Here is a 24,464-nt window from a genome sequence, read left to right as displayed (position 1 = left end):
TAATTCCATCTCCAGCAGAGCGTTTGCATGTCACTGAGCTTCTATAAGATGCATGCCAATGGCGACGACTTCATTATTGTCGACTCGCGCAATGCAGCCAGCCCAGTGACAAGTGCCATGGCCCGGCGTATGGGCGATAGGAACCGGGGCGTGGGCTTCAACCAACTCGCGGTGTTGCTCGATTGCGACGATGCCGATGCGCGGGTGATGTTCTGGAACGCAGATGGCTCCCCGCTGGATGTTTGCGGCAGCGCGACGCGAGGAGCGGCGGATCTGCTGATGCGCGAAGCAAATGCTACTTCGCTGGTGCTGCGCACTAACCGTGGTCTGCTGACTTGCGAGCGTACTCCAACCGGCGACATTTCCGTCGCCATGGGCGTGCCGCTTTTCGGCTGGTCGGACATTCCTTTAGCGCAAGAACTGGACACTGTTGCTTTACCACTTGCTGGCAGTCCCGCCGCGTGCAGCATGGGTAATCCGCACTGCACTTATTTTGTCGATGATCTGGCCAGCGTTGATATCGCGACGATCGGTCCGGCCATCGAAACCCACGCGCTGTTCCCGCTCAAGACCAACGTTCATTTCGTCCAGATCATTGATCGCAACCATATACGGCTGCGGATCTGGGAACGTGGGGCGGGTATTGCGCTAGGTTCGGGATCCTGCTCGTGCGGTGCGGTTGTTAACGGCATTCGTCGTGGTTTGTTGGACAGCACCGTCGAGGTTGAATGTGATGGCGGAGGCGTGACGGTTCAGTGGGATGGCGTGGGTGCGGTCGTTCTTGTCGGGCCGGTGGAGGCCAGTTTTTCGGGAACGATGAGTCAAGGTTGAGTGGGTGGTGTTTAAACCCTGATACTGATATTCGCAGGACGTTGTGCATCATTAAATCAAAAGGAAGTTTTATTCATGTCGGAGCAACGCATTAGGCCCCTCGCTCTTTGTATCTTTCATCATCACGGAAAAATACTGGTCAACCAGTTTTACGATGCCAATAAAAAACAGGTGTTTTTTCGTCCCGTTGGCGGTGGTATTGAGTTCGGCGAAAGAAGCCATGAGGCCATCGTCCGAGAAGTGCAAGAGGAGCTGGGTGCCTCGATCAGCGACCTTCGATTGATTGGCACCTTGGAAAGCATTTTCACCTACGCCGGCAAGCCTGGGCACGAGATCGTCCAAGTCTACGATGCAAGGTTTGACGACGCCGATCTCTACAAACAACCCTGGCTGGAAGGCTTTGAAAGCGACGGTGCATCGTTCAAGGCCACGTGGTGCTCCAGTGACAGCTTCACGGCTCTGTCACCGCTGGTGCCTGAAGGACTTTACGATTTGCTCAAGTCGGCTTCGCTCCTGGAATAAGTAGAATCAGCGAAAGGCATCCACAATCCTGAGCCACGGCCAGCGAGCCTGATAACTCTTCGCCTTCTCATCGAACAAATCCGGCTGCGGATTATTTGGATTGATACGCAGAAAGCCTTGCTCGATATCGTCCAGGCCAAAGGGCGCATAGACCTCACCGGTTTCAACATCCAGCCCAATGCACGTGCCCGCAATCAAGTAACGATCAATGCCATCCTTGGCCGACTGAAGCTGAGGATAAGGCTTGCCAAACCGCTGACCGTACCAGAGGTGGACGCGAGCCTGATTCTTGACCTCGATGTTGACGTCGAGGTCCTGGAAGAGTCGCTGGGCGGCGTTGATCACTTCGTTCTCGGCTTCCCAAGACAGGTCCGGGTCAAAGTAAAAAACATCGTAATCCTTAACGCCCCAAGAGGACTGTTGCTTCGATTGATGATTCCAGACGGCTTGGAACAGGCAGCCTGCCGTGAGCATGCATTGATTTAAACCGAGTGCAGGCAAGCGCGAAGTGATTTGTGCGTTGATTGGATTGGTCATTGCTATCCTGACCAAACTTTCGACCGTCAATGTCATGTTCATCCTGTGGAAATCGCTCCAGGCGCAGTAACTGAACGATACATCAACTGCAGTTTTCGAATAGGAACGCCCATGAATTTCTTCAAGAAGCTCTTCGGTTCATCAAAAGCCCCTGAAACCCAACACGACCAGCCCGCGCCGCAATCCCCTGAGCTTGTCGACCTGACTGAGGCTGAAGCCGCCAATCTGGCCGTCCGGGAAGCCGGCGCAGCGTGCCTGGATCGTCATTGGAGTGCTGTCGGCACGGTCGAGCGGGATGTCCTTGCCTACTTGATCAGCCCGACCTTTTCCGGCGGCCCGTACTGGCCTTCGACCCGCCAGGCCTACCGCGTGGTTCGCCGTGGCGAGACGATCATCCTCGCCACCGAAGGCCTGTCCGATCCATTCGATGATACGGAAGGCATGGGCAACGGTTTCGAAATGGAGTTGTTCGTCGAAACCGCGGACATCCCCGAACACGTCCATGGCCCCGTGGGCGAGGTCGATCCTTTCAAGGGCAGTTGGGCATTCGAATTGGTGGAACACGTCGCCAAGACGGTGGCCGACGCGGGCGGCATCACCCACCAACTCGACCAGTATGGGGCGCTGTCCCTTGAACTTCCCGGGCTCAGCCAATCGCACCACATGAGCGACCAATTGCCCAAACACTTCGTGACCGATGACGACTCCACCGGCGTTCTGCTCGGTGCCCCGGCGCCGGATTTCCCGACCCAACTGGAGGATATGCCATTGTCCCCCGTCAGATTGGTGCCGGTGGTGTTGATCACCGCGGCGGAGCTGGAGTACGTGCGTTCGGGTGGGCGAGCGGCGCGGGAGGATTTGGTGAGTCGTTTGCAGGCGGCGGGGGTTGGGCATTTGAGCAGTCTGCATCGGGCAAGCGTGGTGTGATGGCGCAGGGATACCTTCTTGGACGCTGCAGTGCTACAGGTCCAAGGTTTTCGTCATGATGATCGTGCGCTCTGATTTGTGGAACTCATCCCGGACTTTTTCAAAGCCAAGCGAAGCATAAAAGCCTTCTGCGGTGATTGAAGAGGGAACCCGCAGCAGCTTCAGGCCTGCGTTGATGGCGATCGATTGAATCCTCGTCATCAGGTGTCTTCCGAGACCCTTCCCTTGATAGCTCGGGTCGACAAACACGCTTCGGACCACGTCCTGATCAAGACTCGCCGTTGCAACGATATGATTGTCGACTGTGGCTACGAGTATCTGGCGTTGAGCCAACAATTGAAGAATTGCCGGCGGGGAAAAATTTTGCACCACTTGATCGATAATTTCGGGTGAGTAGTCTTGGGCATTGGACTGGCGCAAGGCATTGATGATTGTTTGACTGATGGCCGGGGCATCGGTATCCATAGCGTTTCGAATCAGGTAGTCCATTAAAGTTGCTCCTTGCGCATAGTCGCTTGAGCATAGAAGGATTCGGCCTCACTGACCAAAACGGAAGGCGCAATGACTGATTACCGCGGACTCATTCTCGAAGACACCCGTGAAGGCGCCACCGACCGTGCCATCTCACAATTGGAAGCCAGCCTGGGTGCCCGCCTGCCGGACGACTATCGCCAGTTCCTCAAGACCTGCAACGGCGCCTACGTGGAATACGATGTGTTGGCCACGCTCGCCAATGGCGATGAGGAATTGCTCAGCTTTTCACTGTACGGGCTGGATCTGGACGAAAAGTATGAATCCAACCCCTTTGAACTGGAGCAACTGCGGGCCCAGCCCGGTTTCCCCGAGACGGGATTGTTGCCGATAGGTCGCGACGGCGGCGCGAGTATCTTGCTGCTGGATGTGCGGGAAGAGCGCCAGGACGTGGCGGCGATGGTGGCGGGTTTACCGGCCTGGACTGGGCGCCGCCAGCAGGGCGATGAGTACGTGGTGTTGGCGGATTCTTTCAATGGTTATCTGGATTCGCTGCATTTATCGGAAGAGCGGATCGAGGAGCACATCAATCACTTCATGATCAGCCCTGAGAGTGTTGAGGCGACGTTGGAGTGGTTGGATAAGGGGAGCCCGGGGTGGCGGGAGCGGTATCGGGAGTTGTGGAATGCGCGGGTTTTGGATCGGTTGATTTGAGGGTCATAGGTGGAGGGATCCCGTTTGATGCATACAGCAAGCTTCTTTTGAATCGAAACGATGCGTCGCTGATATATCGCAGAATAAAAAAATGAGAGCAGTGCGTCTGCTGCTTGGCCATACGAATCTTGAGAGCACCGTTAGGTATTTATATCGAGGTGCGTCCCCGCTCTTAAACCTCGAAATTCGCAAAGAGAAGGTTTTACCGGTGGATTTTAACCACATCGTGCATGCCTTGACGGAAATAGAGGCAGATGCCAATTTAACATCAAAGCGAGAGGTCAAGGAGTGACGTGTGAAGATCACCATCAACGTATTCCTGCTCAAGAACGGGCGAAGCGTCCAGGACGCACTTTCCGATGAGGTCAACTTGCGACCTATCGCTTTTTCATTGGGCGATGTTGAGTGCCTCTTTTACCATCAGAAAACCCCTTCCCATCCTAAATGGACGCAACTATTCGGTGCCATCCCAGAGGTGGCTGGCCTCGACCTTACCGGCAGATCGCTCAAAGCCCTCCTCGTCCTGGCAGTCCACGGTAGGGTTTTTTGCTTCACTTTTGGCCACGCCAGGCACCTGATCGATCAGCTAGCCATTGAGCGTTATTTCGGGCTGCGCACGGCGCTTAGCCTGACTGATCCACTACTGATCAAGTCCGTGGAAAAGTCCAATATTGATCGCACGCCGCTGCGCTCAAAGGCGCAGTCATCGAGACTGCTGTCGATTTCGGAGTTCGATTTCAAGTTCGACTCGGAGATCCTGAAATCGCTAACCGGCATCGTGGAGAACGATCAGGATGAGGGCGAGTACGTTAGCGGTTCGGACTCATTGGCGTTGCATTCCGATGTAAAGCTCGAAGAATTCCCGGATATCGCGCTTCGACTGTTGGCGGCGTACGAAGACGAGCACTGCAAGGAAAAATACCCTTGGATAGACTTCATCGTCCCAGTACGCGATTCCACACTCATGGGCCAACTGGATGGGCTTCTAGTGGCTGCGATAAATATAGAGCAGTTCGACCGCGTCCGCGTGGCGCCACCCGAGCTACTTGGCAATGACATCAGCGGCTTCGGCTATGTGAAACACAGCGCCCGATCTCGCAACGGCCCGACGATCGCATTCGACCTCGATCTGCGGCAGGCGCTGCTCGCCAAGCACCTTCTGCGGGGCATCACCCGCCAAGCGCTGGCCTCCGAACGTATCTACCTTTACGGTGCAGATGAGCAGCGACTTGCTGCGTGGCCTCTGTATACGTGTCTTGAGGCGGAGATCGAACACGAAGGAAAAATCTATCTGCTCAGCGAGGGTGATTGGTACCAGATTGACCGCGATTACACCGAGCAAGTGAACCGCTTCTTTGACGCTGCAGTTCCATGCAACCTAGTGTTTCCTCCGTATGGCACCGACCACGAGGGCGCTTACCTTAGACGCATCGCAGACAACATGAATTTCTATCTACTAGACCAGAAATTAGTGAGGTTGACGGGAGCTGGTGGCCCATTCGAATTTTGTGACCTGCTCACGCCGGATCACCACATCATCCACGTCAAAAAGTACTCATCGTCGAGCGTGCTGAGCCATCTCTTTTCTCAGGCCTATGTGTCCGCTGAGGCTCTGATCAACACCCCCGATGTCGTTACTCAGGTGAACGGCTATCTAGCGGAGTTGGGTAATTTTCAGTTCTCCTTCAACCCTGTCACGCAACCGCGCAACAGAATCGTGTTCGCTATCATGCAACCCAACGATACGTTGCACATGCCGTTTTTCTCGAAGGTGAACTTCCGACAGTTCGCCCAGCGGCTCGGTGCAATGGGCTACCAGATTGAGGTTTGTAGAATCGGTAATTGACCCATCTGGCCATGGTCAATCAGACCGGCCAGCACATTTTAATGGGCGAACAGTGACGCCCTAAGCCGAAAAATCAGAGGATTTTGACGTCATATGTAGGGTCAGTAGCACGTCGCCGGGCGAGGTGCCGGTCAGTTCCTGAAGGCGCTTGCAGGAGGCCGAGCGCTACCGGTCACGGAATGCGTGACAGGACGGACTGCTGCTTGGGGGAGCGGAAAAGGGGAAGTGTGTGGAGAGGACTACTTTAGACCAATGGTGAGATGAGCCATTGCCGTTTAGTTTCGGATTACTCGGAAGCAAGGGGGCGACATGATCAAGATCTTCGAAGACGATGACTTCGCATGGAAAATCCTCGTCCATGTTCTGGAACACGGAATTGCCGGTATTGCGGGCGGCAGAATGAGCACCCGCAACAAGTTGGAAGAAGTGAAGGAGAAGGCCCGGTCAGATCGGCATGACAATGTTACTGCCCTTTCCACGGTTCATCATTTCTGGGGTGAGCTGGCATTCATCTACGATGAGAAAATCTATCGATTTCAAGAGGCCAGGCAACTGGTGGTCGATGCCTACGAAAAGCAGCTAGCCGCCCAGGGCATTTTCCCTGATACCTATCCCCGCAGTTGAATAGTGCAGCCTATGTGCATTGCGTGTGCAGTATCGTCAGTCGCTTGAAACTAAAGGGAGTAGCCGTAGACATGGCGCGTTTTTTTCAGATCATTTCCGACGATGGAAGTCCAATTGACGCGCACTTCGGAATCGAGTCGGACGAGATTGTATTCCACAGCCGTGGCGGTACTAAAGGTAAGGGCGCGATTAACTCCGAATATGCTCTGGGGCTTTCTGTTTTGCTGGCCAGGCTGAAGCGGGCTTCGTTTGCAGTAGAACACGTCTGGGTTGATAGCAGTCGCGTTCAAGGCATTCCCATTTCTCAGCGAACGATACTGACCTCGGAGGAGAGTCAGGCGCCTGTTGATCAGATTGTGAAAGTCCTTTCCACTCGAATGAAGGCCGTTGGCCGATCGTCCTCTGAGTCCTCGGGAGGCAACTCCACTCGACGCATTCGGATGACGATATCTGGGGGCGACAAGCACGCATTGAGTCTTGCGCTGGGCGGTATCCCCGTAGATAAAAATCTACGAAGTCTCGATCGACTTCCCGCTGAGGTGCTTCGTGGAGTCACCGCCGAGCATATATGGCGTGCTGTTCAAGATTTGATCAACGGGATTGATTCACCTGGCTTTGCTGAGTCAACCGATTACGACCTGATTGTTGATGAACATCTCCGACTGCCACCGAAGGCGGTATTTGGCTTAGCTGCTACACGCGCTCTGGAATTTCAGATACTGCCAAAACACTTCATTGCCGGCGTTAACAGCGTCTGTTTTCAGCTACTAGAGAATGCTGGCTTCCGTATAGTGCCCAAAGGGGCCTTGATGTCTGATCCCGCTCTGCCAACACTGCATGAAGATCGGGTATGGACTGAGGGGCAGCCCAGGCTCGTAGCTCATCTACGGAAGGAGCGCGCTCCAGGGTTGTCGATTGCCAAGAAAGCTGAATTCAAGAGGAACCACGGACGACTCTATTGCGAGCGTTGCAAAATGGATCCGGTTGAAACTTATGGCGCAGAAAACGGAGAGGCCTGCATCGAGGTGCACCATCGAACCGTGCAGGTTGCGCTGATGGCGGAAGGACATCTGACAAGCTTGGAGGATTTGCAATGTCTCTGCGCGAGTTGCCACCGGGTTGTACATCGTGAACTGAGTAGCGAGTAGGGGGGATTAAATTTTTGGGTTGGGAAGGCGCTAATGATCACGGGATGATATCAGCCGATTGTGTTGAAAAAATAAGTCATCTCAGACTGCACGCATACTCATTGCTGAAAACGTCTTTTCTGCGCAGATATGCGAAATCCGAGCTTGGCCCCCCTCTGCACAAGGCAAAGATTTCAATCTCGAGCGCGTACTTTTTTCCTGCGGAAACCATGGCGACTTTTACAACAAAATCCGCCAAAAGCGGTCATCCAATCTCGTTTTTAGCTATGGCCATGCGAAATGACCAACCTTCGATTTCTTTCAAAAGTCCGCTCATGAGTTCGAGTCTTACAGTCTCAAATCTTCTAGGTCCGTGGCGTGGGGATTCACCTACAGGCCTGATGCAGAGGTGCAGGGAGGTCTGGGACACCCCTTTAGAAAATTTGAGCGACCTGATGGTTGCTACTTTTTTGAATCAGAACATCGCTGTCACGCAGATGCTTATCGAAGCAAAGCGCCGCATAAAAGAGCCGGAAAGAGACGGGAGCGAGTACTTCGAGGGGCAGCTTCTCGAAGCTATGAAGCGTGTGCAGTCACGGGCGTAAGTTATCCCTTCGCCGCTTGAATCCAGTCTTCAGTCAAGACGGTCAATGGCACGTGCAAGATTTGCCCGCGCCTGCTGCTCAAATGCATCGAAGTACGCTGCGGTCGTATAGATCCGTCCACGCGCCAGGAAGCCTTCAAGGACCTGGCGCCGCTTTTGGCGGTACACAGGCAGAGGCACAAACTGATACTCGCGGCGAATTTGTTGGTCGTATTCCTCGAACCGCTCGAACGATGCTCCAAGGATCGCCAGATCCGTGTCCACCAACACCGCTTCGTCTGCCGACGCTGGAGCACCGTCGTGTCGCGTCACCATTACCAGGTCGTAAAGCCTGCGTCGCGTTTCATCGTCCAGGCCGCTATCGCGTGCCACGTCGTCCAACCATTGCGCACTGCGCAACTCGTTGTCGCTGCGAAGGGGGGTCGTAGATCGCGTCATGGAACCATAACGCGAGGTCGACTTCTGCGGGGGCCTGGCAGGCCGCGTTGATGTATCGGCGCATATGAAGGCATTCCTTCAGATGCTGCAGGTTGTGGTACGCGCGGTGCGGCTCGCCGTAGTGTCGAATGAGCTCTTCGTACGTTTCGCGTGACGCGTCTCTGATGCCAAGCGCCTTCCAGACGCGAGCCCAGGCGGCGAAACCGATGCCATCAGCCATATTGTCGTTCGTACTGGCCAGGAGTAGACCGTTCCCGTCTGGTGGACTCGTCATTGTTTCTTCTCCACTTTATTGAGCATCACCCGCCGGCGCGTCGTCGGTATCGTCTGCTGGCGCTCCGTAAGGTGCGCCAATCTCGACCCGATCAGCCTTTACCCAACCGGTATAGTCGTCGCCGCTCTTGGCGATGAAGTTCACTTCCAGCCATGATTCGTCTTCAAGGTTGGAGTAAACGGTGAGGGAGTCGCCGGGTATGACGAAAATCTTCTTATTGGCACAGGCTTCATCGGGCGCTTCGTGGAAATGCAGGCGTCCGGTGCCAATGACTTTGCCTTGCACCGACGGATGAAACTCCGGCACCGTCCCGGAGATCTTTTCCGCCAGGGCCGAACAGTTAACAGCGGCCTGGCTCAGGCTGCTGAAAAGGCACAGGCACAACAAGAAGCTTGAGCGCAGATACATCGTGGCGAATCCGTTTAGGGTGGAGGCGTAGGATAGTTAAGTCAGAAACTATTGGGAAAGAGACATGAACAAGGGGATTGGAAAAAGTGCAGAAGGGGGCCCACTTGCCAACACCCCACTATCCAAACCACCCACTCAGCACCGCCGCGCCCAACGCGACTAACACGGTATTGAGACAGACCAGCGTGAAGCCAAACCTTACCAGTTCGCCTTCTTCCTTGGCCTGGGTCTTGGCAAGTCCCAGGATCAGCATGACAACCGACAGCGAGCCCAGCGCAGCATGCCCTGCCGAGCTGTTCTGGACGGCAGCCAACAACAGGCGAGAGGATTCCGGCAACATCGCGATGGCCGGCATGAAGATCGCGTTGCCGCCAACATTCGACCCGGTCATGTAGCCTGACAGCGCGCCAAACAGGGCCACCAGCGACGTCGCGGCGGCGGGTGACAGGCCCGCTAGCAGTTGCATCAAACCCGCGAGGAAGCCGGCCTTCACCATCATCTGCGACATCGCCAGGAAGAAGAAAATGGTCAACAGTGGCCGCTTCGCCCGCGCCACCAGTGCAGCAGGCAGGTTGACGTCGAGTGCTGTCTGGCGTTGTGTGTGGCGCGTGTGAAACCCTATCCCGATCAGCACCAAAACCAGTGCCAGGCCGGGTGAGGCGAGTGGTTTCCAGGTGACCTGGGCGCCCTGTACAACCCAGTGATCTGGCCAAGCGGTGATCGTCCACACCGTCTTCAACGCGACAATGCAGACAATCAGGGCCAGATATGGCCATGCCTGACGCGGCCATTGCACCGCACCGCGCTCGCTATCGTTGCGGCGCAGGCGCCACAGCCCAGCAGAGAGTACCGCAGCAGCCGTCACCAGGCCTGCTGCCACGCCGGCCACTTCCGGCCCCAGCCACCGACTTGCACTGTAAAGCACGCCCACAAACAGCAACCAGAAAGCGCCCAACGCCCTCCATTCCCGCGAATCACGAACGCCTGCAAGCGATAGCGCGATTGCACTGAGGACCAAAAAAACCGGTGCGCTGGTCAATGCCGAGGTCGCTGCCAGCGCGGTTGCGTCCAGGTGAACCAACGAAGCACCAATGACCGATGCCAGGCCCAGCGTTCCCCAAGGCATGATTGCCATGCCGGTCAGTGCTATCCGTAGCGCGACCCGACGTTCGAACAGACTGAGCAGCAGGGGCACCGTGGCGATCAACGACACGCCGAAGCCGGTCATCGCTTCGAGCAACGGTGCCAGTCCAAGAACGATAAACACGACTTGATCGCCGCGCCCAAGCCCCAGTGACCGCACCCATTGGCTAAGCGCCAGGTTGACACTCATGCGCTCGATAAAAATCACAAAAACCAGGCCTGGAACGATCACGAAAGCCGTACTTGCAAACAGCACGGCCGTATCTTGAGCAGCGGCCACCATGCTGCCCAGGTGCCACGCGTCGGCAGCGCCGGCGAGCCAGAGCACCATGACCCATACAGTGCCTGCGATGGCGGCATGCACGGGTGGCCGGCGCAGCACGACGAGCATGGCTGTCACCAACAGGACAGGGGAGAGATGGAACAGTGCGAGCATGCCGATAATATCCTGTGTGTGTTGCGACCAAGGCTGCGTACGCAGACTGCTGGCAAGATAATATTTCTCCAGGCTAGATAAAGGGGTGCAGTTTTCTGTTAGTTTTCGAGAAAATTTCTCACAGGTTTACCATGGCAAAAAGCGACGCCGCACTTGAATCGTTGGACAAATTCGACCGTGCCATCCTGGACCTCGTCCAGCGCGACAACACAATGCCGCTGCGCCTCATGGCCGAGCAGGTCAATCTTTCCACGGCCGCCGTTCAGCGCCGTATCAAGCGGATGGAAGCGGGGGGCGTCATCACGGGCAACGTCGCCATCGTGGATCCCACTGCCGTAGGACGGCCGATCACGATCATTGTGGAAGTGATGGCAGAGCGCACCAGCATCGAGGCACTGGAGGCGATGAAGGCACACTTCGCGGTGCCCGAAGTTCAGCAGTGTTATTACGTCACCGGTGAAGTGGATTTCGTTCTGGTGTTAACCGTGGCCAGCATGAACGAATACCAGGCGTTGGCGCGGCGATTGTTTGCCGAAAATTCCAACGTGACCTGGTTCAAGACAATCGTGGCGCTGGACCGGGTGAAAGTCGGGCTTGATGTGCCGAGCATGCCGGTGGGAAAAGGGATGGAATAGGGGGATTTATTCTTGCTTCCATAAAACGACGTTGTCGTTTTTTTCGACTTTTTACGGCGGTTCTACGCTAGGTGCCTCCTCTCCGACGTTCGACAGAAACAGTTGGATCTGGCGGTTGGACCGCAGACAGATAACGCGACATGTCGATGGGGCCGTTGCTACAAGTTGCTTCATCTTTGCACGCGCCGATTTACGGGTCGCCCACATAAATTTGAAAAACTCCGGAAGGTTCCCTAGCTGCTCTGGGCAATTCTCTGGAAGATCGGGGCGTGGGCGGCCTCGCTGGGTTAACGTTCTGAGAAGCACACGCCAGAACCGAAGTACCGATGAGCGATCAATCCATATCAAAAGATCGGCTCGCGCAATTCGGTTGCCCCAAGTGGCAGAATGACCGCCTTCAAAAATCCATTGATCGCGAGCCTCGACCTCGCGACAAAGCCGCGTCTTTTCGTCCGGGTTTCGCTCGATCCAACCGGGCCGCCAATAAATAGTGTCAATATGAATGACTGGCAATCCGGTATGTTTGCCCATTTCCCGAGCCAGCGTGCTTTTTCCTGAGCCAGGCTGACCGATAATCATGACGCGCTGCATTAGGCGCCCCTACTCGTTAAATATCCCGATAATCCTGGACGTGTGATCTTCATCTAGCCTCCTTCTCAAGCTCTCCAGGGGATTGCGCCAGAAACTCCGCGATCAGCGACACAACCTGCTGCTGAATCACCCCCCGAGCACGGCCGCCATCACCATCCTGACAAATGACCCCATCCCCTGGCACTTCCTCTTCAAGCATTTCTTCCGCGCCAGGTTTGCACATCGACATGAAGCTGAAATGGCTCGCGTCTTTGATCTCGACGTAACGGCTTGTCGCCGATGAAAGTCGCTTGGCCAAATTGGCAGACTCCAACTCGGCGGGAAGCTCTTGCGACGGTACACCGGCAGCGATCACCAGGGCGGGGACAGGCAACGTGGCCAAGCTCTCATCGGTCATCCCCCGTGACAGGCCCAAGTCCAATGTCACCACCGCAGTGACGCGTTTATCGCGCCAATCAGCGGCCAGCTCGGCCTTTGCTTCCGAGGTGCTGGCGGGGTTCATCTGTTGGTAAACGGTGCAACTGGATAACTGCGAATGGGCTTTGCAGTCTTGGGCGAAGCGCTCTGGGTCGAAGCGAGCGCCGGCGATTTCCAGGGCAGTCCAGCCGCCGAGTGAATGGCCCACGGCTGCAATTCGGCCATTGGCGACGCGGCCAAATTTTTCCGGTTGAGTTGTGACCGCATCGATGGCTCGGCGCAGGTCAACGGGCCGCTGCCATAGCTGCGCCGCTGCTTGCGGGCTGCGGTCATGGGTGGTGCTGCCGGGGTGGTTGATGGCGGCGACGATGTAACCCTTCCGGGCCAAGGCGCTGGCCAGCCAGATCTGGTTGCTCCAGTTACCCCTGTAGCCGTGGGAGAGCACCACCAGTGGATGTTCGCCGGCAGTGGGCGGCGCGTTACGCACGGCCGCCGCGCCGACGAACACCGCGTTATCGGCAATCAGTTGCGGGGTTGCGGTGGTTGCGCTGGGGTACCAGACGACCATCTCCAGGGCGCGGCCATTGTTTGGATCCGGCAGGGTGGAGGATTGGAAACCGATGGGGTTTTCGTCAGCGAATGCGGTCGTTGTCAGGCAGGCCAACAGCAGAGCGCCGAGAGCTGTTTTCAATGTCGTTTCTTCCTTGATTAGACGAATGGGCTGTCGATAAGCCCCGGCATTAAAGCTCAGATTCGAACCGCAGTGCATAACTTTCATCGACCCGAGAAACTAGCGCGAAGGCACACTCCGAGAGGGAGAAGTTATCACCGGTGTCCATACGAATATTGCGCAACGCCACTACATTTCTTGGCGCGTCTTTTTCATTGTCGGTAGCGGTTTGCGTCATTGGGGAGTTCTCTACCACAGCCAGACCCTGGCATGGAGCTGTTTTCTTTTGTGGCGAGGGAGCTTGCTCCCGCTTGAGTGCGAAGCGCTCACAAAAGGGGCCGCTGCGCAGCCCAGCGGGAGCAAGCTCCCTCGCCACGGGGTTATCGATTGGCTGGCTTATAGAGTGGAACCGGCCGGTGCTGCATCCAATCTTCGGGCAATCACATCCATCACGTCACACCCATCACGCAGCGGGATGCAGCAAAGTTGTGCCAAATCTTGCAAGGTCGCGGGATCGATGGTCAGTTCATCGCGCATCGCCAAATTCTCCAGGAATTGGGTGGCAGCACGGATTCGGTAGGCTGCTGAGTCGAGCAGGATGTGTAGCGGGGCGGTGGTGTCGACATAGAGGGGTTGGTCGTCGGCGTTGCTGGTAAGGCCCATGTATTGATTCATAAGTAAGCTCCACTGGATAGTTTTGCCCACTGCGGGTCGCCAAACCCGGCCACCATTTGGGCGACGCCAAGACTATAGTCGCCCCCGCAAAAAATACGCAAGGGATTGATAGGGAAGGGGATTCCCAATCATATGTAGGACGTTGCCATAGCGCTGAGTATCTGAGCTGTATGTCTTACAACCAGGCAAGCCCCTCACGTACATCCGGCCAAAACACAACGATTTGTAGGATATTTCTGTAGCCTCATCGCCAATATCTGCCCGTTACCCCCCATTTACCCCCCGACGCATCCCACATTCCAATCGCGCATTCCCACCCCGCGCGGGATAATACGGCCCTGCCTGGGGTCACAAGCTTCCCCCTCGTTGGTATTGGCGTCTCAGAAGGATCGAACGCATGACAGATTGGCTCCAGAGCTACGGAGAAATGGCTGAACGGGTCCGCCGCCATCCTTGGGAGGAGACGTCGCTGGGGCCGCCACTGCAGTGGCCCGATGTGTTGAAAACCACCGTGGCGCTGAGCCTGGCCTCGCATTTTCCCCAGGCCATCGTCTGGGGCCCGGACCTGATCACGGTGTACAACGATGCGTTCCTGCCGATCCTCGGCAGCAAACCCGAGGCGCTGGGGCGAGGGTTCGATGAGGTGTGGCAGGAGGTCTGGCGCGATATCGGGCCGATCGTGCAGGCCGCCTTCGAGGGGCAAGCCACTTATATAGAGAACTTCCCCCTGATCATCGAGCGCGGCGAGGGGCCTGAGCAGGCCTATTTCACGTTCTGCTACAGCCCCATCCGTGACCAGTTCGGCACGGTGGTGGGCATGCTGGACACGGTCACCGAGACCACTTCCACGGTGTTCATGACCCAGCGGCTGGCGGTGCTGGACGCCATCGGCACCGCCGTGGCGAATGCCACCGACCCGCAGGCCATCATGGCGACCACCACGCGGATCCTGGCGGCACACTTGAACCTGTCCAATTGTGCCTACGCCGACATGGATGAGGACGAGGACGGTTTCACCATTCGCGGCGATTGGGCCCGGGTGGGCTCGCCGCATATTCTCGGGCACTATCGGCTGGCTGATTTTGGCCGACTGGCGGTCACGAATCTGCGGGCCGGCAAGCCGCTGGTGCTCAACGATAATCTCAAGGAGCTGCCGCCGGAGGAAGCGGCGGCGTTCCAGGCCCTTGGCATCGCGGCGACTATTTGCGTGCCGTTGATCAAGGGCGGGCGATTGACCGCGCTGATGGCGATTCACGACAAAACGCCGCGGATCTGGTCGTCCAACGATCTGGCGCTGCTGATGGAAGTCACCGAGCGCTCCTGGGCCCACATTGAGCGCGCCCGTGCCGACGCCGCTGTGCGCGAAGGCCTGGCGGCCCTGGCCGAGTTGAACGCGACGTTGGAGGAGCGGGTCGAGGAACGCACCACCCGGTTACAGCAGACCGAAGCGGCGCTGCGCCAGTCGCAAAAGCTCGAAGCCATCGGCCAGCTCACCGGCGGCGTGGCCCATGACTTCAACAATTTGCTGACAATCATCCGTTCTTCGGTCGACTTCCTGCGCATGCCCAACCTGTCCGACGATCGCCGGCAACGCTACATGACGGCGGTGTCCGAAACGGTGGAGCGTGCTTCCAAGTTGACCAGCCAGTTGCTCGCGTTTGCGCGGCGCCAACCCTTGAAGCCGCAAGTCATTGACGTGGGCAAGCTAGTGCAGAGCCTGGGGGACATGCTGCAAACCGTCACGGGGGCGCGGATCCAGGTCAACGTCGAGTTGTGCGATCGGCCCTGTTACATCCGTGCGGATTTGAGCCAGTTCGAGACGGCGCTGATCAACATGGCCCTCAACGCCCGGGATGCCATGAATGGCCAGGGCACGCTGTGGCTGCGGCTCAGTTGTGGCGGTGGCATGCCGCCGATCCGTGGTCATGCCGGGGCCGGGCAATCCTTTGCCGCCATTGCCTTGGCTGATACGGGTACCGGTATAGACGCGCAAGTGCTCGAGCACATCTTCGAACCCTTCTTCACCACCAAGGAAGTGGGCAAGGGCACGGGGTTGGGCTTGTCCCAGGTGTTTGGCTTTGCCAAGCAGTCCGGTGGCAACGTCGATGTTTCCACCGTGGTGGGCGAAGGGACGGTGTTCACGTTGTACCTCCCGGAGGTAGAGCCCGAGAAAAACCACGAGCCGGTCAAGGAAGAACACACGCACCTGGTGCTGGAAAAGGGCAAGCGTCGGGTGTTGGTCGTGGAAGACAATTTGGAGGTGGGACGTTTTGCCAACCAGATCCTCCAGGACCTGGGCTACGAAACCGCCTGGGCGACCAACGCCGAAGAAGCGCTGGAGATGGTCGGCCAGGATGCGATGGCGTTCGACGCGATATTTTCTGACGTGGTGATGCCCGGCATCAGTGGGATTGCCCTCGCGAGAGAACTGCGCCAGCGTCGCCCGGACCTGCCGGTGGTGCTGACTTCTGGTTACAGCGAAGAGTTGGCCCACAGCGGTCATGAGGGCTTCGAGTTCTTGTCCAAACCCTATTCCGCCGATCAGGTTTCCCGGATTTTGAACCGGACGATGCTGGGCGCTGAATGAGTGTTTCCTTTCTGAAACAGTGGGTTCCATTCGTCGGCGAAGGGTGTTGTTGAATCAACAGTCTGTTGATGACCGACTAGTCTCACTCGTGAAGGTCGATATTGTCAGGCAACCGGTTGTTGCCGGTATGGACCTCAATGAAAGGGGAAAGGCAATGGGAACACCGTACAGCGAGGAGCACGGAGCCACATATCCGATCAATGAAGGGTTGCAGTGTGGCCAGTCGACTTACCATGCAGACTTTGGCGATGAACCGATCAAGTCCATCAGGACGAAGGTGGCCAAAGTGCAGCGAGGGGAGAAGTCCAAGTTTTTGCCCAGGGTTCCGGTCAAGAAGTGACGACAAGTCGTGGCCAGAGATCGTTCCCGCCGGGCCGCATAGGAGCTGTGTGGGAGCTGCGTAGGAGCTGTCGAGTGCAACGAGGCTGCGATCTTTCCCCAGACAATTGAGTCTCAAGCGATAGATCAAAGATCAAAAGATCGCAGCCTTCGGCAGCTCCTACAAGGATATCCCGGTCTTTACATAAATATTTTTCATCTTTTCTCAAACCGCGGTTCCTTTCACGTTTCTTTCACAAGCAGGTACGTACTCTGAGCTCATCCGTTAGAAAGCAGTACCTGCCCGTTTCCCCAGCGGGCTTTTTTTTGCCTGTCATAAAATAATCCGCCGTTTCGTTGTCCAACCGTCATGGCTGACGTGGTGTGGCGTAAACTCGCGCCCGCACGCATCGGCCATTTCTCCCCGAAGCGGCATTCTTGAGGTCTCTATCATGCGTTTGACTTTGTCCACCTTGTTACTGGGGTTAGTGGTTGCCCAGGGCGCGATGGCTGCCGGCGACGGTACCGCCGCGGTCGGCGGTGGTCTGGGCGGTGTGTTGGGCAACGTGGTCGGCCAGCAGATGGGCGGCAGCACAGGCGCCGCGATTGGCGCCGGTGTCGGCGGCGCAGCCGGTAGCGCCGTGGGCGCGCGCAAAGGCAGCCGCACGGAAGCCGCCATCGGCGGTGGCCTGGGCTCGGCCGGTGGCTCGATTGTCGGTAACCGCCTGGGCGGCTCCACCGGCTCCACCGTCGGCGCAGGTATCGGCGGCGCGGCGGGCGGCGCGTTGGGCAGCAACCTGTCCAATGACAACGACGGTCACTCTGGTGGCAAGAAGCACAAGCACAAGAGAAAGCATCGCTAAGCGGATGCTTGGATGAATGGACCCGGCCTCATGCCGTGATGCTGTTCAACTAGAAAAAACGGCGCTTCTTTCAGAAATGAGAAGCGCCGTTTTTTTGGGCTTCTTTTGATGCCTGAAGCAAGGGCAACAGACAGCGCCAGCCGCTGTGTAACAGCACCACCGCCATCGCGAGCAAGCTCGCTCCCACAGGGGATTTGGGGTGTTCGTAACATTTGCGTACGACACAAAAACCTGTGGGAGCGAGCTTGCTCGCGAAGAGGCCAGCACATCCGACATCGTCATCGACTGTGACACCGCCTTCGCGCGCAAGCCCGCTCCCACACAGGGGAACGATTGCCGCCCCCCCGCCTCAAATTCATACATCCATCAGCAATCGCGAGGTGTGTCATGACGCCGGAAACTGAAGGCAAGGAAGAAAAAGGCCCGACGGGCGTTCCCTTCATCAATGATCCAGGCCTCAACGACCCAGGCAACGAAGACCCCGGTTCCCTGATGGACGACGCCCAAGTGCCCTTGCTCGACGATGAGGACGCTGAACTTGAGGACGAATCCTACAAATGAAAGCCCTCAAACGGATCGCCCGCGTTCTTTAAGCTGCAGAACAGGTGCGCTCACCTGCCAGGAGGTTGTATGACTGCCGATTCCCACGCCCCCAACGACGAAACCCCGGAATACCCGCTGCCGTCGCCGACCAACCCGCTGAGCCGCGACCAGTTGCCGCCCGATGACGAAGCGGGCGTCGAGCAGGTGCCCAGCGACGATGAAGATGTCGAGGCGACCCCGGATGATCCGGACATCGCCGGTGATGACGCCTCCGGCAAGCCGAGCTGATCGACAGCCCCGCCCGTCGATCCAGTGGCACCATCGACCCTTCACGCATGCCACACATCAGGTAAGTACCTTGAAAAGGAGACTCACCATGATGAAGTCCAACATGACAGCGCTGACACTCGCCGGGATTCTTTCCGTCAGTTCGTTGGCCGCTTTCGCACAATCTTCCAGCGGCACGCCTCCCGTGGACAAGGGCGGGATGCCACCTTCTTCGGAAATGGAGGCTGGCTCAACGTCCGGTGCCAGTGGTAACGCCTTGCCCCCAGGCTCCGTCGGTGGTGGCAATGGCGGCGATGCCAGCGGCAGCAGTACCAGCCCCGGCACGGGCAGCGGTTCGACGAGTGGCGGCAGCACGATGGGCGGTGCCGACGCCGGTGGTGGCACCAGCGGAGGAACCGGTACCAGCGACAGCGGTGGCAGCTCGGGCGGCAGCGGCTCGGGATCGGGCGGCTCCGGCAGCTCGGGTCAATAACCGCTGCATCCTCATCCAAACCGATCCGCTTTTTTGTGGCGAGGGAGCTTGCTCCCGCTGGGGTGCGAAGCAGCCCCACGATCTTACGGTCGCTGCGCAACCGAGCGGGAGCAAGCTCCCTCGCCACAAAACCCGTCCATGGATTTCCCATTGCCGGTTCCAAGCCCCCTTCGTTATTCTGCTGAATCCTTTAAGGCAAACACGCTACCCTGGCCGCACCTGAGCCATCCCTGGAATGTTGTGTTGATAACGGATCAGATGCGATGAATGCACCGCTGAAAGAGTTTGGCCCGATCAAGGCTGTGATTTTCGACATGGACGGGCTGTTGTTGGACACCGAGGGGATCTACACCGAGGTGACTTCCATCATCGCCGAGCGCTACGGGCGCACGTTCGATTGGAGCGTCAAACAGAACATCATCGGACGCGGGGCCGTGGACCTGGCCAATTACGTCGTCCAGGCGCTGGAATTACCGATCACGCCCCAGGAATTCCTGGTCATCCGCGAGCCCTTGATGCGCGAGCGTTTTCCTCACGCCCTGGGCATGCCCGGCGCCGAGGAGCTGGTGCGGCATCTGAAGGCCCACAACATTCCGATAGCGGTGGGGACCAGTTCGTCGAGCCCTACGTTCGAGCTGAAAACCACCTTGCACCGGGACTGGTTCGCGCTGTTCGATTGCATCGTGACGGCGGACGACCCCGAGGTCGGCGCGGCAAAACCGGCACCGGATATCTTCCTCACCGCCGCCCGGCGCCTGGGTGTCGAGCCGCGCGATTGCCTGGTGTTCGAGGATTCCCCGTTCGGCGTGACGGCCGCGAAAGCGGCCGGCATGACCGCCATTGCCATTCCGGATTCGGCCATGGCAGACGAAAAATATGCCCATGCCGACGGGATCATCCGCTCCTTGAGGATGTTCCAGCCAAGCCTTTGCGGTTTGCCGGAACTGGAGTGGGCCTGAAAAAAAGGGGCCGCTGCGCGGCCCAGCGGGAGCAAGCTCCCTCGCCACATGGGATGAAGCCATGACCGGCGTTTTTTCATGCCTGGATCAGGCGCCGAAACCACCGTCGATGGTCAGGCTGGCACCGGTGATGTAACCGGCTTCCGGCCCGGCCAGGTAGGCGACGAAACTGGCGATTTCATCGACGTTGCCGTAGCGGCCGACGGCCATCAGCGACATCAGGCTGGAGGCGAAGTCGCTGTCGGCCGGGTTCATGTCGGTGTCCACCGGGCCGGGCTGCACGTTGTTGACGGTGATGCCGCGCGGGCCGAGGTCACGGGCCAGGCCTTTGGTCAGGCCGACCAGCGCCGATTTACTCATGGCGTACGTGGCGCCGCCAGCGAAGGGCATGCGGTCGGCATTGGTGCTGCCGATGTTGATGATTCGACCGCCTTCGGTCATGTGCCGCGCTGCCGCCTGAGTGGCGACGAACACGCTGCGCACGTTGACGGCCAGGGTCTGGTCGAAATCTTCGAGTTTGAATTCATCCAGCGGCCCCATGGCCAGCACGCCCGCATTGTTGACCAGGATGTCCAGTCGGCCAAACGACTCGACGGTGGCGGCGACGGCGTTACGCACGGCGTCGGCATCGGCGCTGTCCGCCTTGATCGCCAGGGCCTTGCCGCCCGCTGCGGTGATGCTGTTCTGCAGTTCTTCAGATTTCGCGCCGGAGCTGACATAGGTGAAGGCCACGGCGGCGCCTTCTGCCGCGAGGCGTTTGACGATGGCGGCGCCGATGCCACGCGAACCGCCTTGGACCAAGGCGACTTTACCGTTCAGTGCTGGGTTACTCATGATGTTCTCCAAAGTGTGCCGGGGCGAGATGCCGCGGTGATGGAGCGAGTATCAAGAAGCGGTCATGGGCTGTGTAGACCGTCATTGCTATAGTCTGTCTAAACCAAAAGTTTAGAGTGGCGCCCATGGAGACCTTCAACAGTATCGAATGCTTTGTGCGCAGCGCCGAAGTCGGCAGCTTTGCCGAGGCGGCGCGACGCTTGAGCGTGACCCCGGCGGCGGTGGGTAAAAGCGTCGCCAAGCTGGAGGCGCGAATGGGCGTACGCCTGTTCCAGCGCAGCACCCGCAGCCTGCGGCTGACCGAAGCCGGCCAGTTGTTCTTGACGGAGGTCGGCAGCAGCTTCAACACCATCCAGAACGCTGTCGCCAACCTGGCCAGCGCTGGTGGGCAACCGGCGGGGACGCTGAAGGTGAGCATGGGCACGGCGTTCGGTCGATTGTATGTCGTGCCATTGCTGGGGAAGTTTCTGCGGCGCTACCCAGCGATCAACCCGGATTGGCATTTCGATAATCGCCAGGTGGACCTGATCGGCCAAGGCTTCGATGCCGCCATCGGCGGCGGTTTCGAGCTGCCCCAGGGCGTGGTGGCGCGCAAGTTGACGGTGGCCCATCGGGTGCTGGTGGCTTCCACGGACTACCTGCAAACCCATGCCGCGGTGAAAGAGCCGGAAGATCTGTCACAGCACCAGGGCATCCTGATTCGCTCGCCACAAACCGGGCGCGTGCGTTCCTGGCAGTTGACCAGCCGCAGCCGCGAACATAGTCCGTTGACGCTCAAGACGCGCATGACCATGAGTGATTCGGAAGCCGACTGCGCGGCCGCGGCCCAAGGCCTTGGCATCGGTCTGGTGAGCATGCCGATCGCCGTTCCCTTTCTGGAAAACGGGGCGCTGCAGCGGGTATTGCCGGACTGGTACGTCGACGACGGCAACATCTCCATCTACTACGCCGAGCACAAGTTGCTGCCGGGCAAGACCCGGGCGTTCGTGGATTTCATCATCGAGCAGTTTGCCGAGCAGGGGTTGGCGCGGCGGTTTAGTGCGGTTTGAGCCAGGCTCGGGACCGCGTTGGCCCGAATCGCGAGCAAGCTCGCTCCCACAGGGGTGGTGGTGTTCACAAAACTGCTGATCACCACCGATCAACTGTGGGAGCGAGCTTGCTCGCGATTGAGGGCAGCTCGGTCTAACGCCGTGCACTCACCGCCCAAACCGCCCCGGCCAGCCAATGATGGTCTTGGGCCGCGGCGTCGCATAGGTGCGCACTTTCGACGTCGACAACCCCAACCGCACCAGCGATTCGGCAATGGTCACCGCCGCCGTCACCCCATCGACCACCGGCACCCCGGTGCGCTGGCGAATCTGTTCATCGAGTCCGGCCATGCCGCCACAGCCCAGGCAGATCACTTCGGCCTTGTCCTGGCTGACTGCCAGCTCGGCCTGCCGGACGATGGCTTCAACCGCCCGCTGCGGATCCTGCTCAAGCTCCAGCACCGCCAGGCCACTGGCCCGTACCGAGGCGCAGCGGTCGAACAGGCCGGACAGCTTGAGCCGGTCTTCGATCAGCGGCACGGTGCGGTCCAGGGTGGTAACCACCGAATAGGCATGGCCGAGGAACATGGCCGTGCTGGCGCCCGCATCGGTGATGTCCACCACCGGCACGTTCAGCAGTTCCTGCAGGCCTTCGCGGCCATGTTCGCCATAGCCGGCCTGGATCACCGCGTCGAACGGCTGGTCGTAGGACATCACCCGGTCCATCACCGCGATGGCCGCCAGGTAACTTTCAAAATTGCCCTCGATGGAATCAGCGCCGAAATGCGGCGTGAGCCCGACGATCTCGGTGCCCGGCGCGGCGACGGCCTGGGCCTGGCGGGCGATGGCTTGGGTGATGGATTCGGTGGTGTTGACGTTGACCACGAGAATTCGCATGAGCTGTCCTCCTTAACACACAAAAGTAAGCGGCCCGAACCTGGTGGGCCGTTCGGGCGATCAATGATGAACGTTATCCACAGCGATGGACTCACCGCTGACGTCCTCGTAACACGGCTGGCGCTTGGCGATGATCAGGTACAACAACCCTGCAATCGAAGCGCCAATCAGCCAGGAAAACGGTGAGACGGCGTCAAAACCGGGCACCAGGGCCAGGATAATCGCGATCAGCGCGGCCGGAATGAATGCCGCCACGGCACGCAGGTTGACCCCGTTACTGTAGAAGTACGCACCGTTTGGGTCCTCGCTGTACAGTTGCGGCACGTTGATGCGGCCTTTTCGCAGCAGCCAGTAGTCGACCATGATCACCCCGTACAGCGGCCCGAGCAGGGCGCCGAGGCCGGACAGGAAGTACACGATCACCAGCGGGCTGTTGTAGAGGTTCCACGGCAGGATCAGCACGGCGATGGCGGCGCTGATCAGCCCGGCGCGGCGGAAGGTCAGGTACTTGGGCGCCAGGTTGCTGAGGACAAAGGCCGGGGCGACGAAGTTGGCCATGATGTTCACCGCCACGGTGACGATCAGGAAGGCCAGGCAGCCGAGCACGAGGAAGAACGTGTTGGGGATCGAGGCAATGACCTGGGTCGGGCTTTCAATGATCTGCCCGTTGATCTGGAATTGGGCGCCGCAGAGCAGGATGGTGATCCCGGCAAACACCAGGATGTTCACCGGCAGGCCCCAGAAATTGCCGACGATGATGGTCCGACGGCACGGCGAGGAGCGGGCGAAGTCACAGAAATTGAGAATCAAGGTGCCGTAGATCGACAGCCACAGCGCGCCACCGGCAAAAATATTGCGCCACATTTCGCCTCCGGTCAGCGGCTCGCGAATTGACCAGGCAATGGTGGCGTCGGCCTGGGTGTACATCCAGCCAGCGAGGGCCGCGACGGTCACCAGGATCACCGGGCCGGCAAAGCCTTCATAGCGGCGCACCATCTCCATGCCGTAGGCCAAAATCACCAGTTGCACGAACCAGATCGCCACGAAACACACCCAGCCCAGGCTCGACAGGCCGAGGATCGAGTCGCGGTCGTAGTCGGCGAATCCCGGGTGGATCGCCACCAGCAACACGCGGAACACCACCGACGCCAGGTAGGTCTGGATCCCGAACCAGGCAATGGCAATAACCGCCCTGATTAACGCAGGAATCTGCGCGCCGTGGATGCCGAAGCTGATCCGGCTGATCACCGGGAACGGCACCCCGGTTTTCTGGCCCATGTAGCCGGACAGGTTCATGAAGCCATACACCAGCGCCGCGCCGATCCCCAGGGACAGCAAGATCTGCCAGCCGCCCAGGCCCAAGGCATAGAGGCCGATGGCGAAGGAATAATTGGCGATGTTGTGCACGTCGTTGGTCCACAAGGCAAAGATGCTGTAGCGGCCCCAGCGGCGGCCTTCAGCCTTGGTCGGCGCCAGGTCCTTGTTGTGCAGCCTCGGGCTCAGTGCCAGGGACGCGGTGTGGTCTTCGAGGGCGGGGGTGGAGGAGGGCAGATCCAGCGCGATGTTATTGGAGAGACTTGTACGCATTCCGGCAGGCTCCTGATTCTCGGCGCAGCGATGACTGTGCATGAGCGCGAGGCTCGACAAATCTTCGTCGCGGCGGGCGAGCATCATTGGTTACGGGGCATCTGCAGCCTGTACGGGATAGGGCGCTTCAGGCTTGCCGATCTAAAGTGTGTGTATGTTTTATAAATGTTGTATACAAAACACTTGTCGACTCAAGCC

The 24,464-nt window shown here is 58.4% G+C and carries 27 protein-coding genes and 1 pseudogene; 17 read left to right on the top strand and 11 right to left on the bottom strand.

Going from position 1 to position 24,464, the window contains the following annotated elements; translation table 11 throughout:
• The first annotated feature begins 27 nt into the window (after positions 1-27).
• Both dapF and ACLH0I_RS20590 read left to right on the top strand, forming a co-directional pair.
• Positions 28-831, top strand: a complete 804-nt coding sequence (gene dapF / locus ACLH0I_RS20595; protein WP_411385255.1) for a diaminopimelate epimerase — start codon at positions 28-30, stop codon at positions 829-831.
• A 75-nt stretch (positions 832-906) separates the two neighbouring features.
• A complete protein-coding gene (locus tag ACLH0I_RS20590; RefSeq protein ID WP_411385254.1) occupies positions 907-1,353 on the top strand; it encodes an NUDIX hydrolase in 447 nt (148 codons plus the stop codon).
• A gap of 6 nt (positions 1,354-1,359) precedes the next feature.
• On the opposite strand, the gene ACLH0I_RS20585 is transcribed toward ACLH0I_RS20590, so the two are convergent.
• Positions 1,360-1,926 (bottom strand): nucleotidyltransferase family protein, encoded by a 567-nt coding sequence (locus ACLH0I_RS20585; RefSeq protein ID WP_411385253.1) that lies wholly within the window; start codon positions 1,924-1,926, stop codon positions 1,360-1,362.
• Between the two features lie 75 nt (positions 1,927-2,001).
• Between ACLH0I_RS20585 and ACLH0I_RS20580 the strand changes: the two genes are divergently transcribed.
• A complete protein-coding gene (locus ACLH0I_RS20580) occupies positions 2,002-2,817 on the top strand; it encodes a suppressor of fused domain protein (protein WP_411385252.1) in 816 nt (271 codons plus the stop codon).
• Between the two features lie 33 nt (positions 2,818-2,850).
• On the opposite strand, the gene ACLH0I_RS20575 is transcribed toward ACLH0I_RS20580, so the two are convergent.
• Positions 2,851-3,306, bottom strand: coding sequence for an N-acetyltransferase family protein (locus ACLH0I_RS20575; RefSeq protein ID WP_411385251.1), 456 nt, complete (start codon positions 3,304-3,306; stop codon positions 2,851-2,853).
• 72 nt (positions 3,307-3,378) lie between these two features.
• Between ACLH0I_RS20575 and ACLH0I_RS20570 the strand changes: the two genes are divergently transcribed.
• The 6 genes and pseudogenes from ACLH0I_RS20570 (at position 3,379) to ACLH0I_RS20545 (ending at position 8,204) form a co-directional block, all read left to right on the top strand.
• A complete protein-coding gene (locus tag ACLH0I_RS20570) occupies positions 3,379-4,002 on the top strand; it encodes an SMI1/KNR4 family protein (RefSeq protein ID WP_411385250.1) in 624 nt (207 codons plus the stop codon).
• A gap of 53 nt (positions 4,003-4,055) precedes the next feature.
• A pseudogene (locus tag ACLH0I_RS20565) lies at positions 4,056-4,153 on the top strand (integrase); the annotation flags it as partial.
• A 144-nt stretch (positions 4,154-4,297) separates the two neighbouring features.
• Positions 4,298-5,848 (top strand): TIGR04141 family sporadically distributed protein, encoded by a 1,551-nt coding sequence (locus ACLH0I_RS20560; RefSeq protein ID WP_411385249.1) that lies wholly within the window; start codon positions 4,298-4,300, stop codon positions 5,846-5,848.
• A gap of 309 nt (positions 5,849-6,157) precedes the next feature.
• Positions 6,158-6,472: a hypothetical protein gene (locus ACLH0I_RS20555; RefSeq protein ID WP_411385248.1), complete on the top strand. Its 315-nt coding sequence runs from the start codon at positions 6,158-6,160 to the stop codon at positions 6,470-6,472.
• A 71-nt stretch (positions 6,473-6,543) separates the two neighbouring features.
• Entirely contained in the window at positions 6,544-7,620 is a 1,077-nt protein-coding gene (locus ACLH0I_RS20550; RefSeq protein ID WP_411385247.1) for a hypothetical protein, read from the top strand.
• 44 nt (positions 7,621-7,664) lie between these two features.
• The gene (locus ACLH0I_RS20545; protein WP_411385246.1) at positions 7,665-8,204 is read left to right on the top strand and encodes a hypothetical protein; all 540 of its coding nucleotides are present in this window, start codon (positions 7,665-7,667) and stop codon (positions 8,202-8,204) included.
• A gap of 29 nt (positions 8,205-8,233) precedes the next feature.
• Here ACLH0I_RS20545 and ACLH0I_RS20540 read toward each other — a convergent pair whose 3' ends face one another.
• The 3 genes from ACLH0I_RS20540 to ACLH0I_RS20530 all read right to left on the bottom strand — a co-directional run bounded on the left by ACLH0I_RS20540 (position 8,234) and on the right by ACLH0I_RS20530 (position 10,902).
• Positions 8,234-8,575: a hypothetical protein gene (locus tag ACLH0I_RS20540; protein WP_411385245.1), complete on the bottom strand. Its 342-nt coding sequence runs from the start codon at positions 8,573-8,575 to the stop codon at positions 8,234-8,236.
• A gap of 355 nt (positions 8,576-8,930) precedes the next feature.
• Positions 8,931-9,323, bottom strand: coding sequence for a hypothetical protein (locus tag ACLH0I_RS20535; protein ID WP_411385244.1), 393 nt, complete (start codon positions 9,321-9,323; stop codon positions 8,931-8,933).
• A 118-nt stretch (positions 9,324-9,441) separates the two neighbouring features.
• Positions 9,442-10,902: a transporter gene (locus tag ACLH0I_RS20530; protein ID WP_411385243.1), complete on the bottom strand. Its 1,461-nt coding sequence runs from the start codon at positions 10,900-10,902 to the stop codon at positions 9,442-9,444.
• Between the two features lie 131 nt (positions 10,903-11,033).
• Here ACLH0I_RS20530 and ACLH0I_RS20525 point away from each other — a divergent pair, with 131 nt between their 5' ends.
• Positions 11,034-11,537, top strand: coding sequence for an Lrp/AsnC family transcriptional regulator (locus tag ACLH0I_RS20525; RefSeq protein ID WP_411385242.1), 504 nt, complete (start codon positions 11,034-11,036; stop codon positions 11,535-11,537).
• 51 nt (positions 11,538-11,588) lie between these two features.
• Here the strand turns inward: ACLH0I_RS20525 and ACLH0I_RS20520 are convergent, their stop codons facing one another.
• From ACLH0I_RS20520 to ACLH0I_RS20510, 3 genes are all read right to left on the bottom strand, one after another.
• Positions 11,589-12,128, bottom strand: a complete 540-nt coding sequence (locus ACLH0I_RS20520) for an AAA family ATPase (RefSeq protein WP_411385241.1) — start codon at positions 12,126-12,128, stop codon at positions 11,589-11,591.
• 49 nt (positions 12,129-12,177) lie between these two features.
• Positions 12,178-13,236 (bottom strand): alpha/beta hydrolase family protein, encoded by a 1,059-nt coding sequence (locus ACLH0I_RS20515; RefSeq protein WP_411387538.1) that lies wholly within the window; start codon positions 13,234-13,236, stop codon positions 12,178-12,180.
• Between the two features lie 375 nt (positions 13,237-13,611).
• Entirely contained in the window at positions 13,612-13,890 is a 279-nt protein-coding gene (locus ACLH0I_RS20510; RefSeq protein WP_058544244.1) for a hypothetical protein, read from the bottom strand.
• A gap of 397 nt (positions 13,891-14,287) precedes the next feature.
• Here ACLH0I_RS20510 and ACLH0I_RS20505 point away from each other — a divergent pair, with 397 nt between their 5' ends.
• The 6 genes from ACLH0I_RS20505 to ACLH0I_RS20480 all read left to right on the top strand — a co-directional run bounded on the left by ACLH0I_RS20505 (position 14,288) and on the right by ACLH0I_RS20480 (position 19,920).
• Positions 14,288-16,477 (top strand): response regulator, encoded by a 2,190-nt coding sequence (locus ACLH0I_RS20505; RefSeq protein ID WP_411385240.1) that lies wholly within the window; start codon positions 14,288-14,290, stop codon positions 16,475-16,477.
• A gap of 770 nt (positions 16,478-17,247) precedes the next feature.
• Positions 17,248-17,658: a glycine zipper domain-containing protein gene (locus ACLH0I_RS20500; protein ID WP_411385239.1), complete on the top strand. Its 411-nt coding sequence runs from the start codon at positions 17,248-17,250 to the stop codon at positions 17,656-17,658.
• 387 nt (positions 17,659-18,045) lie between these two features.
• Positions 18,046-18,219 (top strand): hypothetical protein, encoded by a 174-nt coding sequence (locus ACLH0I_RS20495; protein WP_163006860.1) that lies wholly within the window; start codon positions 18,046-18,048, stop codon positions 18,217-18,219.
• Between the two features lie 69 nt (positions 18,220-18,288).
• The gene (locus tag ACLH0I_RS20490) at positions 18,289-18,489 is read left to right on the top strand and encodes a hypothetical protein (RefSeq protein WP_250964984.1); all 201 of its coding nucleotides are present in this window, start codon (positions 18,289-18,291) and stop codon (positions 18,487-18,489) included.
• Positions 18,490-18,577: 88 nt separating this feature from the next.
• Positions 18,578-18,961 carry a hypothetical protein gene (locus ACLH0I_RS20485; RefSeq protein ID WP_411385238.1) on the top strand — a complete coding sequence of 128 codons (384 nt, stop codon included), beginning with the start codon at positions 18,578-18,580 and terminating at the stop codon, positions 18,959-18,961.
• A gap of 263 nt (positions 18,962-19,224) precedes the next feature.
• On the top strand, positions 19,225-19,920 hold the full coding sequence (locus ACLH0I_RS20480) for an HAD-IA family hydrolase (protein ID WP_411385237.1): 696 nt from the start codon (positions 19,225-19,227) through the stop codon (positions 19,918-19,920).
• Between the two features lie 87 nt (positions 19,921-20,007).
• Here ACLH0I_RS20480 and ACLH0I_RS20475 read toward each other — a convergent pair whose 3' ends face one another.
• Positions 20,008-20,754: a 3-oxoacyl-ACP reductase family protein gene (locus ACLH0I_RS20475; RefSeq protein ID WP_411385236.1), complete on the bottom strand. Its 747-nt coding sequence runs from the start codon at positions 20,752-20,754 to the stop codon at positions 20,008-20,010.
• A gap of 125 nt (positions 20,755-20,879) precedes the next feature.
• Here ACLH0I_RS20475 and ACLH0I_RS20470 point away from each other — a divergent pair, with 125 nt between their 5' ends.
• Positions 20,880-21,803: a LysR family transcriptional regulator gene (locus ACLH0I_RS20470; protein WP_411385235.1), complete on the top strand. Its 924-nt coding sequence runs from the start codon at positions 20,880-20,882 to the stop codon at positions 21,801-21,803.
• Between the two features lie 147 nt (positions 21,804-21,950).
• Here the strand turns inward: ACLH0I_RS20470 and ACLH0I_RS20465 are convergent, their stop codons facing one another.
• Positions 21,951-22,679: an aspartate/glutamate racemase family protein gene (locus ACLH0I_RS20465; protein ID WP_060741345.1), complete on the bottom strand. Its 729-nt coding sequence runs from the start codon at positions 22,677-22,679 to the stop codon at positions 21,951-21,953.
• Between the two features lie 60 nt (positions 22,680-22,739).
• Positions 22,740-24,266: an NCS1 family nucleobase:cation symporter-1 gene (locus tag ACLH0I_RS20460; protein WP_411385234.1), complete on the bottom strand. Its 1,527-nt coding sequence runs from the start codon at positions 24,264-24,266 to the stop codon at positions 22,740-22,742.
• Positions 24,267-24,464 lie beyond the last annotated feature (198 nt).

It is taken from the genome of Pseudomonas sp. MPB03 (genome assembly GCF_046605385.1).
Classification (GTDB): domain Bacteria; phylum Pseudomonadota; class Gammaproteobacteria; order Pseudomonadales; family Pseudomonadaceae; genus Aquipseudomonas; species Aquipseudomonas zanjanensis.
Note: the sequence above shows the minus strand (reverse complement) of the source record. Positions and strands in the feature narration are given on the sequence as shown.